Origin of the sequence: uncultured Mucilaginibacter sp. (assembly GCF_903913935.1) — a bacterium.
Classification (GTDB): domain Bacteria; phylum Bacteroidota; class Bacteroidia; order Sphingobacteriales; family Sphingobacteriaceae; genus Mucilaginibacter.
This window is the reverse complement of record NZ_CAIWNH010000465.1, coordinates 1-17,229: the sequence shown is the minus strand read 5'-3', so window position 1 is coordinate 17,229 and position 17,229 is coordinate 1. Positions and strand designations below refer to the sequence as shown.

Here is a 17,229-nt window from a genome sequence, read left to right as displayed (position 1 = left end):
GCGCCATTTTAGTAGTAATGATTGAATTTTTATCAAAAATAAAAAGCCCGGCAATCAAAATGGCGCAGTGAGGAAGCATTATTTACAATAAATTTACCAAATTACGGGCAATACGATGGCATTTTTTAAATTCAGCTTTTTATAGAAATAGTCAAAAACTATTTTCAAACAACTGAAAAAACAATGCTTATTTTTAAGTATTGAAAAAACTGTCTTTTGATAATTAATTTTTTAAAAAACAACGCATTACTAACTAAACCATAAAATAAATGGGATTTATCGACATCGTAAAAAGGGAATATTATTTTATAAATAATTATGTTACTGAAAGGAAATTCAGAAAAGTGAAACAGCCTTTCGTCTCAGATTTAATCACTTCTGAAGATTCGCGTATTCACTGGAAATACCTGGAAGTTGCTGACAAAATAGTTCTTGATCTTGGCTGCGGATTGTGGGAGGTAAGCGACCTTGAGGCAGCCTCTCCGGTATATTTTAAAAATAAAGGTGCTAAAAAAGTAATCGGTGTTGATCTAAATGAAAAGGATATCAATGTGCTAAAAAAGTATTTCGATGAGCATTTCCCAGCAGACGGGTCTGAATTTCTTGTAAAATCAATTACAACGACTAACGATTTAACGACACTGATAACGCAATACCAAATTGAAAGCATAAAGTGCGACATCGAGGGTTTCGAAAAAGTGATGTTTAGCATCGATAAAAGCCAGATTGAAAATGTTAAAAACATTTCTGTCGAATACCATAACCGTCAGCTATTATTAGGCTTATTACAAACCCTCAAAAAATGGGGTTTTTCGGTTATCAATCATAGTAACTTCACTTACGCTTCTCAAACCATGGGGGTTATCACTGCCAAAAGAGACTAAACAAAAACCTTGCCATTCAACGTTCGAATTAGGATATCCATTTTTAATATACCGTATATTTGCTTTGCAGATCTTTTAAATGAGCCAGGTAAGGGAAATAAAATGCCCGCATTGCGGTGAATGGACTTTATGGAACGGAGGTATTGACGACCGATGCCTGTATTGCAGTGGTTTTTTGGAGCCACAGCGTTTTTCGCGCGAGGTAGAAATAAAAGTAAACCGCGAGCTGTTAAAAGAAAACGATTACCTGTTTATAAAACCCACAGACGGTGCTTTTACCCGTTGGTATAAGAGCAGTTTAAATTCACTGCGCTGGACGGTATATTATGTTCAGATCGCGTTTTTTCTGTTTGCAACCTGTTTGCTGGTATTACTCAGCTTGATGGCCGTATAGATGAAAACATTGCTCAACCCATGGTTCATCGCCGGCTGCCTGGTATGGCTGATTGTAAAAACAACCCGGGTGTTTGATATCCCTGTCTCCTGGTTAAACGGCTATATCACCGATTTTTTTGCAGTGCCCGTAATTACCAACATCGGCCTATGGCTGCAAAGGGTGTTCATCATCAAAAGTAATTATTATGTATTATCGCCTTTGCAGGTAACGTTTATGGTGGTTTATATCAGTTTGCTTTTTGAAGGGTTGTTACCGTTACTCTCCAGAACCTATACCGCCGACTGGATAGACGTGCTGCTGTACTGTATGGGCGGTTTGTTTTTTTATCAGGTGATGAATAAACCGGTGTTAGAGATTAGAGGTTAGTGATTGGAGATCAGTTAAAAAGTCATTTCTAATCTCTAATCACTTGGCGGCGATACTTAATGCTCCGGTCGGGCACCTGGCTACCTGCTCCTTTATTTCCTGGCTGGTTGCGCCATCCATATTTACCCAGGGTTTTGCTTTGGGATTAAAAACGGTTGGCAGTTGCGTGGCGCATCGCGCGGCATGCCGGCAGAGTTCCGGTTTCCATACTACAGTGATATCATCATTAGTATAGCTGTGTTTTTCCTTCTCTTCTTCTTCACTATAAGCAAATGTGCGGATCTGGATCTCGCCTTCAAGTATTTTTGAAACTGGGCAGGCTTTCGCGATCTGGATCAAACGCTCACGTTGTTCATCCGTTACCGGCGTTAAAAAATCGAGGTCGCGGTCAATCACTGTAACCCTTTTTCCTTCTTTTTCTTCAAAATACATATTTACCGAGGCCGCTATTTGGGGGATATCCCAGCCTTTATGGTCGATGTACATGCGCAGCGTTGCCAGTGTACAGGTTGCCAATGATGATAATAACAAGGTATGAGGATCAGGCCCCTGGTCGTTTCCACCCGAACTCTCCGGCTCATCAGCAATAAATTTACCGTGGCGCCATTCAACAGTACATTTATATTTTTCCATCCCGATACGGGATATGATGGGGTGTTCAAACTTGTATTTCATCTTGTCACAATTTAATTTATTCAACCTGCCATATGCCGTCCCGAAGTTTTCTACTATGAACTATGAACCATCAACTATGAACTAGAAAAGCACATCAGCAAACGCAGGAGTAATATCGAATATTTTTTTCGCAAAAGGGCAAAGCGGCAAAATTTTGATGTGATTTTCGCGCGCATAGGCAACGCCGGCTTTTACCAGCTGTAAGCCAAGGCCTTTGCCTGCATATTCGTCATTAACTTCGGTATGGTCGATGATCATTTTACCCGGCCCCGAGAAAATATAATGCATTAAAGCAATCTCTTTCCCGCCATCTTCTATATAAAAAGCCCCGCGTTTGCCATCGTTTTTATTTTGTATTTCCATTGTATCTTTATGTAACGTATTTATTTTTGCCAAAACGCTAATTGCAGCTTCTTTCGGACCTTCCTGCCGGCAGACAGGCTTTCGGACTTCCTTAAAAATTAAAACTCATTTCCTGTAAAAATAAAGAATAATCCTTACTTTTAATTGTATGGAAACAGTAACCGTTTCAACCCTCAGAACTTTTGAAGCATTAAAAAACGTGCCTGATAATCAGCTGCAATGGCTTATTGATAACAGTAAAAACCGGCTGCTTTCCGATGGCGAATATTTAACCCAACAAGGCCAACCACTTGCCGGGCCGCATTTTATGATCAAAGGCCGGATAGTGCTTTACATTACACAAAATGGCAGCCGGCGCGAAATTGCCACATTGCGCCCGGGCGATATCTCGGGCTATCTGCCCTATTCCCGTGGCGTTACGGCTAGCGCCAGCAGCCATGCTGTGGGCGAGGCGCAGATCATGTCGTTTCCGACAGAAAGGATCAGGGAAATGGTAAAAGACCATTTTGAACTCACCCAGGCCCTGGTACATGTAATGAGTAACCGGGTGCGCGAGTTTACCGCTATGCAGCAGCAAAATGAAAAAATGATGGCGCTGGGTAAACTGTCGGCAGGTTTGGCGCATGAGCTGAATAACCCCGCATCGGCCATTGTGCGCGATTCGGTGTCGCTTTTGGAACATTTAAAAATGGAACCGGTAAGCTTTAAAAAAGTGATCTCCATTCAAATGACCGGCGACCAGATTGATGCGGTAAACAATGAATTATTCAGGCTGCTTGCGGTTAAGGATAACCCGGAGCTATCCCTTAAGGAAAGAACCAAACGTGAAGAGGAGATTGCAGACTGGCTTAATGAACGAAATATTGAAAACAGCTATGACCTCGCCGAGAATTTTGTAGATTTTGGTTTTGGTGTGGACAACCTGGAGACTTTTTGCAGCCATATCCCGACGGATTCCTGTTCGCCGGTTTTTAACTGGATCGGCAATTTGCTTACTACGGAAAGAATGGTGCAAAATATTCAGGAATCATCGCACCGCATTGCCAGCCTGGTAAACTCGGTGAAGGTATTTACCCATATGGACCGCGGATCGGACAAACAATATGCCGACATCCACATAGGCATTAAAAACACGCTGATGATGCTGATCTATAAAATCAAGAAAGGCAACATTACTATGGTGAAAGAATTTGACCAAACACTGCCGCCGGTAAATGCCTTGATCGGGGAACTGAACCAGGTGTGGACGAATTTGATTGACAACGCACTGGATGCAATGGAACCCAACGGCAAAGGTACATTGACCATTAAAACAAAAAAAGACAGGGAATTTGTACAAGTTTATATCATTGATGATGGCCCGGGCATACCCGATGAAATAAAATCACGGATATTTGATCCGTTCTTTACTACTAAAGAAATGGGAAAAGGCACCGGCATGGGCCTTGAGGTGGTACACCGGATAGTACACCAGCATAACGGCTCGATAAAAGTAAAATCGGAACCCGGGCGAACAGAGTTTAGTGTTTGTTTTCCGATTGACGGATAATTTTTATTTCGGAATTCAGATTTGTGATTTCGGATATATTTTATTGCGGATGGCGGAATGCCGATTGCGGAATGCTATTGATTTCGGAATTTCGATTTCGGATTTATTTTTTTAATTCGTATTTGATCATTTTATTAATCTTTCGGACTTTCCTGACTTTCGGACTTTCCGACTACTACAACAACTACCAATGGAACGACCTATAATATTTTCAATAGATGACGACCCGCAGGTATTGCGTGCGATAAGCCGCGACCTGCGAACGATGTATGGAAAGGAGTTTAAAATTCTGAGTACAACATCCGCTAACGAAGCGCTTGATACTTTAACTGACCTGAAAAACAGTTCGGATGTGGTGGCGCTGTTTGTTTGCGACCAGCGTATGCCGGAAATGGAGGGCACTGCCTTTTTGGAGAAAGCCATCAAAATATTCCCTGATGCCAAAAGAGTGTTACTTACCGCCTATTCGGATACAGAAGCTGCTATAAAAGCCATCAATGATGTGCGGCTTGATTATTACCTGATGAAGCCCTGGGACCCGCCCGAAGAAAAGCTATACCCGGTTTTAAACGATCTTTTGGACGACTGGCAGGGCAGCTACATCCCCGAGTTTAAAGGCATAAAAGTAGTAGGCTACCAGTTTTCACCGCAATCGCATATGATCAAGGATTACCTCGCGAGTAACCTGATCCCCTACCGGTGGTTTGACGTGGATAAAAACCCGGAAGCCCGGCAAAAATTAGAACTTAACAAAATTAGTGAGGATAAACTGCCTTTGATTGTATATGAAGATGGCAGCTACGAATGCCAGCCCACTATCCGGCAGATTGCCGAAAAGGTGGGTAAAAACCCGCAGATCACCAACGAAATTTATGATGTGGTAATCGTAGGAGCCGGTCCGGCAGGGTTGGCCGCCGCTGTTTACGGCGCATCAGAAGGATTAAAAACACTTTTGATAGAGCGAAAAGCACCCGGTGGACAGGCAGGTTCAAGTTCCAGGATCGAGAATTACCTTGGTTTCCCGGCAGGGCTTAGCGGCGCTGACCTTACCCGGCGGGCCATCAGCCAGGCCTTGCGTTTGGGTGCCGAGTTTTTATCGCCGCAATCGGTAAGCGATATCACCCAAAAAGACGGCTATAAAACCATCATCCTGGAAGACGGGCCCGAGATCATCAGCCGCACGGTAATTATTACTACAGGTGTAGACTACCGGAAGCTGGAAGTAAAAGGCATTGAGCACTTTACCGGTGCCGGCGTTTATTACGGCGCCGCCATGACCGAAGCTTCCGCCTGTAAAGACAAAGATGTGTTCATCATCGGCGGGGGGAATTCTGCCGGGCAGTCGGCAGTATACCTTTCAAAATTTGCGAAACAAGTTTCCATTATCATCCGGCGGGACAGTTTGAGTTACACCATGTCGGCCTACCTCATTACCCAGATAGAGAACATCCCGAATATCCAGGTGATCACCGATACAGAAATAACGGAAGCCCATGGCATCAATTGCCTTGAAAAACTAACGCTCATCAATGTAAAAACAAAAGAGACCGTTACTAAAGAGGCTGTTGCGCTGTATGTATTTATTGGCGCCAAACCTTATACCGACTGGATAAAGCTGGACATCATCCGTGATGAAAAAGGATTTATTGAAACCGGGCGCGAATTAAGGCGTTATGATAATTTTGCCAAAATATGGAAGATGAACCGTGATCCGTTTTTACTGGAAACCAGCTGCAAAGGTATTTTTGCCGCCGGCGATGTACGCTCCGGGGCGATGAACCGCGTTGCGTCTGCCGTTGGCGAAGGCTCCATGGCGATCAGCTTTGTGCATAAATATTTGGCGGAGGTGTAGAAGGGATCGATAAAAAGGGGGTGTCACCCTGAGCCTGTCGAAGGGCACGCGTAAAGGCCTTTGCCCGCATGCTTCGAGTGCCTCAGCATGACACCCTCTGTTTTTAGCCACATTCAATCATCATCCTTCTTTTTCTTTTCCAAAATCACAAAGGCGCTGCGTTTCGGCGCGGGTAAAACGGCGTTTTCACCTTTTACATATTTCCAGATCACATCATTCAAATCAAGGTCAGGAACAGCGTCCTCTTTGGCTAAATTAAAAAACTGCGAACGTTTGCTACTTTGGTTATCCGCTACATTCTTCTGCTCCAGGTTTACCTGTGCTGGCAGGGCTTTGTAAGGCGATAAGTTGGGTTTCTCGTTAAAACACTCAAAAAGTGGCACCGCGGCCGCGTCATACTGGCTCATTGGGGGCAGGTTCAATATCAGCTCAATGGTGCGCAATACGCCCGATGTTGAATACATGTTATGAATAACGGCGTTGTGCTTTACATAAGGCCCGGCAACATAAACCGGCGAACGGTGCGCATCAATATGATCGGGTCCGTTTTGGGCATCATCCTCCAAAACAAACACGACCGATTCTTTCCAGATCGGGCTTTGAGATAAATGCTCAATTAACAGCCCAACGCCCTGGTCGTTATCGGCAACTGCGGCAATTGGCGAGATGGCGCCCTTTTGCTGCCCGCTGGTATGGTCGTTGGAAATACGGATAGTGCTTAATTGCGGTACTTTATTGATTTTAAGTAATGAATCAAAATCATGCGCCCATACCTGCTCTCGGTAACGGTCGGTAATGTCGAGATCAAAGCTTGGCGCTTTAACGCAGTAATGGCCGATTAGTGATTTAATATTCGGCTTATAGTCGTCGGCAAATTCGCCGTAGGTACGGTAGCTTACACCCGCCCTTTTGCAGTAATCCCAGATATAGCCGTCGCGCGGGTCGCCAATCTTACGGGTACCTTCTGAATCGTAGTTACCGCCCCTGCTACCGTAACTGGTGGGCCATGTTTTTTCGATAAAATCAGTGGCGTAAGCAGCGGTGCTCCAGTTATGGCCATCGGCGCTCACCTCGGCATCTACATAAAAATTATCCAGCAAAACAAAATTGTTTACCAGGGAATGTTCATTCGGGGTAACTTTTTCGCCAAAAATACATAACGAAGTGTCGCCGTTCCCTTGCGGTACATCCCCCAAAACCTGGTCGTAAGTCCGGTTTTCTTTAATAATGTAAAATACGTGTTTTATGGGCGAGGCCTGTCCGCGTTTCCGGGGTATCGGGTTGCCCTCAATACCGGCCGCAAGCGCTGAAACCTTAGTATTAAAAGGAGTATTAGCGTATACCTCGCTGGTATATTTTTTTAGCTGATCAGCCTTTGGCGCATCAATAAAGGACAATGTACCTTTAAACAAACCGCCAATATATTGTTCGCCCCTTGAGGTAGGCGCTTTTTTGTAACCGCTGTTATCTGCTTTTTTAACAGGCTGCGGCCCCTCAGGATTAGCCATACTGGTAAAACCCTTGCCATTAGCCACCAGGATTTTATTGCCTAACGTACGCACATAGGTTGGATACCAGCCTACAGGGATAAAACCTAAACTATGGCTGCCGCCGGGTTGGCTTACGTCAAAAACTGCCAGGCAATTGTTATCAGCATTGGCGATATACAACGTTTTCTGATCGGCTGACAGGGCCAGCCCATTGCTGGTTGAACCAGTTAATTTGGTGGGATAAAGCGCTGTCGATATTACTTCTATCGTCTTTTTTGTAAGGGTGTTGATCACCGAAACCGAATTATCATTCGCGTTGGCAACAAATAATATTTTGCCTGTTTTATTTAACAGCAGCTCGTTGGGGTGACTGCCGGCAGCAATACTAGTCATACTTCCGGTATGGGTATTATAACAGGTAACTTCCGATCCGCCCCAGATAGAAATATACAAAGTTGCTTCATCAGGCGAAAGGATACAGCTATAAGCCTCGGCTGCCAGCTTTACCCGTTTTATAATTTTACGGCTTGCCGGTTCTATCACGTATAATGCACTATCCTCTTTGGTTACCGTGTAAAGGCGGGTATTGGCCTTATTTACTGCGATACCTGTGGTGCATATTTTATTATCAGGCCAGGGTTTTCCCAGCTTTATGGTATCCGCCTTGCCAATTTTATTGTTCTGGATATGGAAAGCCATGATCCAGTTATCATTGCCGCCACCGGCATACAGTATTTTTCCATCGTTGCTAAAAGCCAGCCCATACCATGCTTTGCCAACAATTCTTTCATCCAGCTGTTTTTCAGTTTTTGGGTCGATCAATTGAATGGACTGTGTGCTTTCGCCGTTGTTGGTAACCGCCAGTAATTTCCCTGATGGAGATAACTGCATATTAAGCGGCAGGTCTCCCAATTGCAAAGCACGCCCGGCGGGGCTAAGTTTCCAGCCGTTGGGCAGCAATACCTGCCCGGTTTTCTGGATCTTCCCCGGCAATTGTGCGTACGCAACAGAAGCGGTTAAACAAATAGCAGCGAAAAGCAGCGCTTGCACTTTTAGTCTCATAGCGATAAATTGATGATCAAAAGTAGCAATTGCTTTTGAACGATGTTACCGGTTAACATAAACTTAATGTTGATTTGAAAATTTGAAGATTTGGTAATTTGAAAATGATAAAATCAAGTTGAAAGTTTGAAGATTTTAATAAATGAAAAGAACCATTCCCATTTTCAAATTCTCAAATTTTCAAATTAAATTCATTTCTTCTCTTCAAAAAAATAGATCACCAGCATGCTTGCTTCTGTTGTGCCCAGGTTGATGGGCGTATGTGGCATACGCCCGTCAAAAAGCATGGAATCTCCCTGGTTTAAAACAATTTTCTCTTCTTTAAACTGGTATTCTACCTTTCCGGATAACACATATTTATATTCAAATGCGTCCGTTTCAACCAGAGGCCGTATCGCATCAGGTTCAAGTGTCAGGATAACTATATCTATAGTTGACTGGGTGATGGATTGGGTAAATATCCGCTGGTAATGAAAGCCGCTGGCATGTTCTTTCTCGAAATGATCATATTCGCTTTTGCGTTTGATAACAATGGGCAGGTCGGCAGTGCGGGAGCGGATATCTTTAAAAAACTCATTCAGATCAATCTCCAGCGCCTTAATAATTTCTATCAATACCAATAAGGAAGGAATAGTACGGCTGTTTTCAATCTGCGAAATAAGGCCCTTGCTAACGTTGGCCCTGGTAGCCAGTTCCTGGACGGTAATATTTTTTTCGCGCCGCCGCTCTTTAATTCGGTTGCTGATCTGGATCAGTATATCTTCTTCCATTTATCGACAATAGGTTATGGCCGCAAAGTAAACAAATTAGTAAATGTCACAATGCAATATTTTTGTTAATTATAGTTAAAAGGACTTGCATTGACTGACTTAAACGTGAATGATTTTTTAATAATTAAATAACATTCAATACTTTAATTTGCGCAAAATATATTTTATGAACCCAACCACCAACCCTGAAGCTATTGTTAACGAAGTTTTTTCTTTATATGAAAAGCATGGTGATGAAGATTATATCGGGGAGCCGGTTTCGCAACTGGAACACATGTCGCAGGCGGCCCGGCTTGCCGAAGAAGAAGGGTATGACGATGAAGTGATCCTGGCGGCTTTTTTTCATGACATCGGCCATTTATGCGCCGGGGAGGGACAAGCTGAAAGCATGGACGGAATGGGGAATGTAGATCACGAAAAATTGGGAGCTGATTATCTTTTAGCACATGGCTTTTCAGAACGGATAGCCGACCTGGTGCAGGCTCATGTTATTGCCAAGCGTTACCTTACTTACAGGTATGCCGAATATTATAATAAACTTTCGCCCGCAAGTAAAGTAACACTCGAATTCCAGGGAGGGATGATGAGCCCTGAAGAAGCAGCAGCATTTGAACAAAAGCCAGATCTTGACCTGATCATCCGTTTGCGCTACTGGGATGATATGGCAAAAGATACGGATGTAGCGGTTAACAACATCGCACACCTTAAAATGCTTGCGCTTGACCATCTTACGGACCGGGCAGCGAACAAGGATTAGCGAACACTTTTTTCACCAAAAACCGGCTTTACACTGGTATTTATAAACATTACCACGATTTGGGCGGATATCTACCTGGGAGCATACGTTTATTATTTAAATATAGTATTAATTCAGTGTGAGTTATTTGTAATATTCCGGTTATATATAAACCCATCTCTTAACCTTTTCAAAATCTAATCTTAAATATTGCTTAATCCTGAGTTTGTTTATCAATAATAAACAAAGTTTAGTATTGCTGAATGAAAAATCAACTTCCTTCACTATTAAACTTTAACAGATGAAACAGATTTACAAAACAATCAAAACCGTAGTAACGGTGTTGTTATTCTGTCTTGCGCCATACGCACTAATGGCGCAAACCAAAATTTCAGGAACAGTTACTGATGACACACACCAGCCATTGCCCGGCGTAAACATAAGGGTAGCTGGTACTAAAACAGGCAGCATTACCGATGTTAACGGCCGGTATACAATTGCTGTGAGTAAAGGGCAAACATTAAAATTTAGTTTTATCGGCTACGAAGAACTAAATGTGCAAGTTGCCGATCAAACAATTATAGATGTCACCCTTAAGGTTAGCGCCAAAGGATTGAATGAAGTAGTAGTAACCGCCCTTGGTGTTAAAAAAGAAACCAGGCGCATTGGTTACGCTACGCAATCAGTTAACGGCGACGATCTGACCACGGCTCGCGACCCTAACCCTATCAACGGGTTGATCGGTAAAGTTGCCGGTTTGCAGGTGGGCGCCACTTCAGAAATTTTAGGCGTACCAAACGTAACCATTCGCGGAAACACTGTTTCATTGTTCATTATTGACGGGTTACCGTTCAACTCTGATACTTATGACATCAGCCCTGATGACATTGAAACTTATACCGTATTAAAGGGACCTGCGGCAGCAGCGCTTTATGGCAGCCGCGCACAGTTTGGCGCCATCATTATCACCACTAAAAAAGGCGATAAAAACAAAAAGGGTATTACTGTTGATATCAACAGCAGCACCGTGCTAAATAAAGGTTTCATCGCATTTCCGCGGGTTCAGCACTCATTCGGACCTGGCGAAAACACTTTTTATGAATTTGTTGACGGTAAAGGCGGTGCACCCGGCGGCGTTGATAGTGATTACGATATCTGGGGGCCATATTTTAACGGTCAGCTGATCCCTCAATATGACAGCCCGGTGGTTAACGGAGTTCGCCAGGGCACACCGTGGACAGCCCGCGGCGCCAATAACCTGGCCAATTTTTTACAAACTGGCTATCAAACCAATAATGATGTCGCAATAACTGCCAATGGCGATAATTACAACATCAGGTTTTCGGCTTCGCAGGAACACCAGCAAAGCTACATTCCATCACAATACCTTGATATTGCCAATGCGAACGTTTATGCTTCCTTTAATGCATCATCGCGTTTAAAATTTGAGGCAAGTTTAGACTTTAACCGCCAGAGTACAGATGATTTTCCGGATGTTCAGTACGGTCCTAACTCTATCATTTACAACATGGCGATTTGGACAGGCGCTGACTGGAGCGTTAACTCGCCTGACATTAAAGCCATATGGCAGCCGGGTAAAGTTGGTATCGCTTCGAATTTCGAAGAATATACCCGTTACCATAACCCATATTTCCTGACAAAGATATGGACACGTGGTCATCATAAAAATGATGTTTACGGTTACCTGGGCGGTACTTACAAATTGAATGACAACCTGAACGTAGCATTAAAATCACAGATCAGTACCTATAATCTATTACGTACGGAAGATATGCCCTATTCGGCACACCCTTACGGACGTGAAGGTAACATGGGTGATTACCGTGAAGACCGCCGCGACCTGTTTGACAACAATACCCTGTTAACAGTAAACTACAATTATACCGTCGCAAAATTCCTTAACTTATCGGGTTTGGTGGGTAGCAATCTGCGCAGCTTTAAATACAACTCAAGCTGGGTATCTACCAACTACCTGAATGTACCGGGCGTTTATTCGTTCAGCAACTCAGAAAATGCCCTGCAGGCTACCAGCTTTAATTCGGCACAACTGCAGTTAAGCGAATTCGCTTCAATGGACGCCTCTTTCGGCAAGTATGCTACCTTATCAGGTACTATCCGTAATGAATACTCATCGGCATTTCAGCAACCGACTACTTATTTATATCCAAGTTTATCACTGGCTACCGTGATCTCGGATTATATCAAAATGCCCGATTTTATCACCTTCCTGAAAGCCAGGGCTTCCTATGCCAATATCCGCAGTGATGCAACCAGCCCGACTATTGGCCCTGCGCCATACAGTTCTATCACCGCTTTTGGCGGCAGCACCGGGGCGTCATTGTATGATAACCCGCTAGGTTATGGCAGCACATATAATTCGCCATACAACGGACCAACTTATGCATTGAATACTTCCTATTTAACTGCGAAACCATATAACAGCCAGACCGCTGGTTATGGTTCCGACAATTTGTATGCTAACGGTATCGTAACATCAACACGTGTAAACTACGAAGAAGGTTTTGATATTAAATTCCTGCAAAACCGTTTGGGATTAAGCGCCACAACGTTCCAGTACATTGATGGTCCGCAAATATTGCCGAATGCTATTTCTACCTCTTCCGGCTATACAATCGAATACATTAACGCATTAAAGACCAAAACTACTGGTTACGAACTAAGTGTTACCGGCACCCCAATAAAAGATCTTGGTGGCTTTGGCTGGGATGTTTTAGCCAACTTCGCTACTTACAAGCAAATATTTGAGCAGCTGCCGCCGGGACAGTCAACATATAACACCTTCTTCCACCAGGGTGACAGAACTGACGCTGTTTACGGTTCAGCATTTGTTAGAACGCCAACAGGACAGATCATCTTTGGCTCAAACGGTGAAGCATTGGTAAACCCGGTAGCCCAAAACCTGGGACACGCAACACCTGATTTTAACTGGTCGTTTTATAACAAATTCCATTACAAAAGCGTAAGCCTGGGCTTCCAGTTTGACGGTGCAGTGGGTGGCGTTATTTCAGATTATATGCACAATAAAACAATGCGCGGTGGTGCAAATGCCTTAACTGCTGAAGGTGCATTAGGTGCGGCACGCTACCAGGACTGGAAGAATTTCCCGCTGAATGGAATTACACCAAATGCAAACTATACCGGCAGCTATGTTGCCCCAGGTGTGGTTATATCTAACGGCGTGGCACCAAACTACGATTCACATACCGGTAAAGTATTAAATTATAGCGCGTTGCAATATGGCACTAATACTACCCCGGTTTTTGTACAGGAATTTGCCAGCGAATATTATGGTGTAACTGAAGCCAACCTGATGAGCAAAACCTATGCAAAATTAAGGGAAGTGACTTTGGATTACGATTTACCGAAACGTTGGTTGCAGAACACCTTTATCACTAAGGCTTCGCTTACCATTTACGGCCGTAACTTATTGTACTTCTACAAAAACCCGGAATTTAAAGACGTTGACCTGGACCAATACGCAAACACATCAGATGGACGCACAGGCTTACAATCGCCTTCGGTTCGCAGTTACGGTCTGAACATAAAACTTTCATTCTAATTTAAATTGGATAATGATCATGAAAAAATTAATAAAAATTTGTTTAATGCCGGTGCTTTTAGCACTTACGGTAAGCAGCTGTAAGAAAACATTTCTTGCTGACTCAATCAATAACAACGTTCCTACGAGCGTACCTGCTTCGTTGTTGCTGAACGGTGTTGAATATAACATGGTTGATTTCCCTGACAACTCTTCGGAAATTTACGACCAGTATTATATTTACAATTATAATTATTACGGTAATAACCAATATAATTTGGGCTCTGGCGACAATTATTACACCACGCTTAAAAATGTTGTCTTAATGGAGCAGCAGGCGGCAAAAGCGGGTTCGCCTGCGGTAAACCCATATAGCGCTATCGGTAAGTTTTTCAGAGCCTACTTCTTTAGTAAAATGAGTCTGGAAGAGGGTGATATCCCGATGACCCAGGCTTTGCAGGGTTTGAGCAACCTTTCGCCAAAATACGACACACAAAAAGCAGTAATGATCCAGTCATTAGCCTGGTTAGAAAGTGCAAACTCGGATATGACTAGCCTGATCGCTTCCGGAAACGGTTCATTAGCCGGCGATTTCTTCTTTAGTGGCAATCTTTCTGAATGGCAAAAGGTGGTTAATGCTTTCCATATCCGTTTATTGCTGGAATTAAGCAAACAAGCTGCTGATGCCGACTTAAATGTACCTGCACAATTCGCAAGCATCGTTAGCAATTCAACAAAATATCCATTAATAGCAAGTTCAGCTGATAACTTGCAATTCAATTTTGTCGCGCCAAATAACTACTACCCGCAAACACCAGATAATTTCGGGCAAAATGGTTCAAGGCAAAATTCGTCACAAACTTATATTAGTTTGCTGACTACATTCCAGGATCCAAGGGTTTATGCTGTTGCTGAACCTGCCCGCCATTTGGTGGACGACCTTCACCAAAGCCCAACTGATTTCGCTTCGTTTGTAGGCGCAGATCCGGGCCTTGACCTTGGTATTATGTACGCCAATGCAAACGCCCAGGATTATTCATTCCTTAACCGTCACCGCTATTATTCAACCTATACCGGCGAGCCAAGCGTACAGATCGGGTACCCTGAATTGATGTTCAACATTGCCGAAGGTATAAACCGCGGCTGGGCTACAGGAAGTGCTGAAACTTATTATATTGCAGGCATCCAGGCTTCAATGGCCTCCTACAGTATTCCGGCGACCGGCTCCTTTACCGCCTATTTTTACAAGCCCGGTTCAACAGGTGTTGCCAGCATATCAAATTATGATACTTATTTGATCAACACCAACTGGAACACTTATTATGCGCAATCGGCAGTAAAATATGCAGGCAGCACAACTGGCTTAACCCAGATTCTGCAGCAAAAATACCTGGCCTTATTCCGCCATTCAGGTTTAGAAGCCTATTTCCAATACCGCAGAACAGGTGTGCCTGCATTTACAACAGGCCCTGGCACCGGTAACGGACAGCGTATCGCTTTACGTTTCCAATACCCTTCGTCTGAACAATCGGCCAATACCGCAAACTACAATGCAGCTTTAGCCAGCCAATACGGAGGAAACGACGACATAAACGGCACGATGTGGGTGTTAAAATAGAGTTCTTTTTTTTAATTATTGAGGATTAATTAATTAATTGGCGAAGGCGGGAGTAACATCCCGCCTTTATTTTATTTTTAGTATTTTGATTAAACGTGCTTTAAGTACATGCCAAAAATTAGACTGCGCTTTTATTTACTTAAAGGGGCTCAATACTTATTTTATACATAATTTACCAACGCTATGAAAAAGCTATTTTTTTCTATGTTACTGTGTACCGGAGCAATCTGTCAAAGTTATGCACAAAAACAGGTCTCGATATTAGAGGTACCCGGTACAGATAAATATTGTATCATTACCCCACATGGAACGTCGGTATTGCCAAGTGGCAGGTTTGTTACGCCGGCCGGCGATTTTGTCCGCATCACACATGATCCGTTCGGGCTGTCAATCTCGCCTGACGGAAAAAAAGCTGTAACCCTGCATAATGGAGTTATTACGCTGATCGACCTTGCTACCATGGATGCAGTCAGGGTACCCTCCTACGATAAAAAAATTGTCTCCCCCATACTTGACGGCTCATTTTTGGGCGTGGCTTTTGCACCGGATTCAAAAACTGTTTACCTGAGCGGCGGCGATGATGGTGCAATCATGGTTTACGATACCGAAAACCTGCAGCGAACAGACTCGCTATCACTCAATGGCAAAGTTGGCGGCAAGGATTACCAGGACAGTTTCACCTCCGACCTGCTGTTAAATCCAGATCATAACGAATTGCTGGTGCTTGACCGTGGCAATTTCAGGCTGGTGCGTGTCAGCCTTGCAACAAAAAGCATTACAGCATCCATTCCTGCCGGAAGGCAGCCTTTCGGGCTTTCACTAAGTCCGGATAAAAAAACCGCCTTTGTTGCCAATGTGGGTATGTATTCATACCCGCTGATAACTGGTGCAACCCCTCAAAATGCCGACTCCATTATGATATCCCGTCATCCATACGGAAATGACACCAAAGAATCGATTGAAGGGACCGTAGTTGAAGGAAGGAAGATTCCGGGCGTTGGAAGTCCGCTGTCGCCCGAAGCGATGAGCGTTTTCACTATCGACCTGGGCACCAATAAAGTGATCGATAAGTTTAAAACCGGCTACCAGGTAGGGCAAATGATTGAAGGTGCTGAGGTTGTTGGCGGCGCCAGCCCGAATTCTATTGCCGCAGGTACGCAATACGCCTATGTGACCAATGCCACAAATGATAATATTTCCGTCATCGACTATAAAAACAACAGGCTATTGGGCGAGATACCGATCAGGGTAGATAGCAGGATAGACCATTACCGCGGTGTGCTGCCATTCGGTATTTGTTTAAGCAAAGATGAGAAGACGCTGTATGTTGCCTTGCTGGGCTTCAATGCCGTAGCGGTAATTGACGTACCATCAAAAACAACTATAGGCTTGATCCCCACCGGCTGGGGGCCGTCGAGGGTAAAACTATCTGCCGATGAAAAAGAGTTGTATATTACCTCGTGCCGGGGGTTTGGCGCCGGGCCAAATGGCGGCAAAGGGTTTGTACGTCCCCCGCAGGGAACCTATATTGGTGATATTCAGCTTGGCCTTTTTCAAAAGCTGCCGGTGCCTGATGCACAACGGCTTGCAGGCTATACCAGCCAGGTAATTGCCAATACCTTTTTGGTCAAAAAGGTTAACATCAACCCCAAAAACCCTTTACCCGCCTTACCGGGTGCAACAGCTACGCCAATAAAATACATCGTTTATATTACCAAAGAGAACAGAACCTACGATGAAGTTTTGGGCCAGTTAAAAAATGCAAATGGTGATAGTACACTGGCGAGGTTTGGTGTACACTGCGAATACACCCTGCCCGATGCACTGCGCGTGAAATTACCGGGGCTTAACGTTGCGCCTAACCACATTAAAGCCGCACAGCAATTT

12 protein-coding genes and 1 pseudogene are annotated in these 17,229 nt (G+C 43.9%); 9 read left to right on the top strand and 4 right to left on the bottom strand.

Features of this window, described 5'->3' with window-relative positions; translation table 11 throughout:
• Positions 1 to 344: 344 nt before the first annotated feature.
• The 3 genes from QZY09_RS18625 to QZY09_RS18615 all read left to right on the top strand — a co-directional run bounded on the left by QZY09_RS18625 (position 345) and on the right by QZY09_RS18615 (position 1,647).
• Entirely contained in the window at positions 345 to 884 is a 540-nt protein-coding gene (locus QZY09_RS18625; RefSeq protein ID WP_295674785.1) for a class I SAM-dependent methyltransferase, read from the top strand.
• Positions 885 to 963: 79 nt separating this feature from the next.
• A complete protein-coding gene (locus tag QZY09_RS18620) occupies positions 964 to 1,278 on the top strand; it encodes a hypothetical protein (protein ID WP_295674784.1) in 315 nt (104 codons plus the stop codon).
• The gene (locus tag QZY09_RS18615) at positions 1,279 to 1,647 is read left to right on the top strand and encodes a hypothetical protein (protein WP_295674783.1); all 369 of its coding nucleotides are present in this window, start codon (positions 1,279 to 1,281) and stop codon (positions 1,645 to 1,647) included.
• Between the two features lie 39 nt (positions 1,648 to 1,686).
• Here QZY09_RS18615 and QZY09_RS18610 read toward each other — a convergent pair whose 3' ends face one another.
• Both QZY09_RS18610 and QZY09_RS18605 read right to left on the bottom strand, forming a co-directional pair.
• Positions 1,687 to 2,322: a (4Fe-4S)-binding protein gene (locus QZY09_RS18610; protein WP_295674781.1), complete on the bottom strand. Its 636-nt coding sequence runs from the start codon at positions 2,320 to 2,322 to the stop codon at positions 1,687 to 1,689.
• 81 nt (positions 2,323 to 2,403) lie between these two features.
• Complete coding sequence (locus tag QZY09_RS18605; RefSeq protein ID WP_295674779.1) at positions 2,404 to 2,685, bottom strand: GNAT family N-acetyltransferase; 282 nt, start codon at positions 2,683 to 2,685, stop codon at positions 2,404 to 2,406.
• A gap of 148 nt (positions 2,686 to 2,833) precedes the next feature.
• Here QZY09_RS18605 and QZY09_RS18600 point away from each other — a divergent pair, with 148 nt between their 5' ends.
• Together QZY09_RS18600 and QZY09_RS18595 are read left to right on the top strand one after the other, a co-directional pair.
• On the top strand, positions 2,834 to 4,234 hold the full coding sequence (locus tag QZY09_RS18600; RefSeq protein ID WP_295674777.1) for an ATP-binding protein: 1,401 nt from the start codon (positions 2,834 to 2,836) through the stop codon (positions 4,232 to 4,234).
• A 190-nt stretch (positions 4,235 to 4,424) separates the two neighbouring features.
• A complete protein-coding gene (locus QZY09_RS18595; RefSeq protein ID WP_295674776.1) occupies positions 4,425 to 6,086 on the top strand; it encodes a response regulator in 1,662 nt (553 codons plus the stop codon).
• A gap of 113 nt (positions 6,087 to 6,199) precedes the next feature.
• Here the strand turns inward: QZY09_RS18595 and QZY09_RS18590 are convergent, their stop codons facing one another.
• Together QZY09_RS18590 and QZY09_RS18585 are read right to left on the bottom strand one after the other, a co-directional pair.
• A complete protein-coding gene (locus QZY09_RS18590) occupies positions 6,200 to 8,638 on the bottom strand; it encodes a bifunctional YncE family protein/alkaline phosphatase family protein (RefSeq protein ID WP_295674775.1) in 2,439 nt (812 codons plus the stop codon).
• Between the two features lie 191 nt (positions 8,639 to 8,829).
• Positions 8,830 to 9,408: an XRE family transcriptional regulator gene (locus QZY09_RS18585; protein ID WP_295674774.1), complete on the bottom strand. Its 579-nt coding sequence runs from the start codon at positions 9,406 to 9,408 to the stop codon at positions 8,830 to 8,832.
• 166 nt (positions 9,409 to 9,574) lie between these two features.
• Between QZY09_RS18585 and QZY09_RS18580 the strand changes: the two genes are divergently transcribed.
• From QZY09_RS18580 to QZY09_RS18565, 4 genes and pseudogenes are all read left to right on the top strand, one after another.
• Complete coding sequence (locus QZY09_RS18580) at positions 9,575 to 10,165, top strand: phosphonate degradation HD-domain oxygenase (RefSeq protein WP_295674772.1); 591 nt, start codon at positions 9,575 to 9,577, stop codon at positions 10,163 to 10,165.
• A gap of 280 nt (positions 10,166 to 10,445) precedes the next feature.
• On the top strand, positions 10,446 to 13,745 hold the full coding sequence (locus QZY09_RS18575; protein WP_295674771.1) for a SusC/RagA family TonB-linked outer membrane protein: 3,300 nt from the start codon (positions 10,446 to 10,448) through the stop codon (positions 13,743 to 13,745).
• A gap of 19 nt (positions 13,746 to 13,764) precedes the next feature.
• Positions 13,765 to 15,342, top strand: coding sequence for a SusD/RagB family nutrient-binding outer membrane lipoprotein (locus QZY09_RS18570; protein WP_295674769.1), 1,578 nt, complete (start codon positions 13,765 to 13,767; stop codon positions 15,340 to 15,342).
• A gap of 183 nt (positions 15,343 to 15,525) precedes the next feature.
• Positions 15,526 to 17,229: pseudogene (locus QZY09_RS18565) on the top strand (hypothetical protein); the annotation flags it as partial.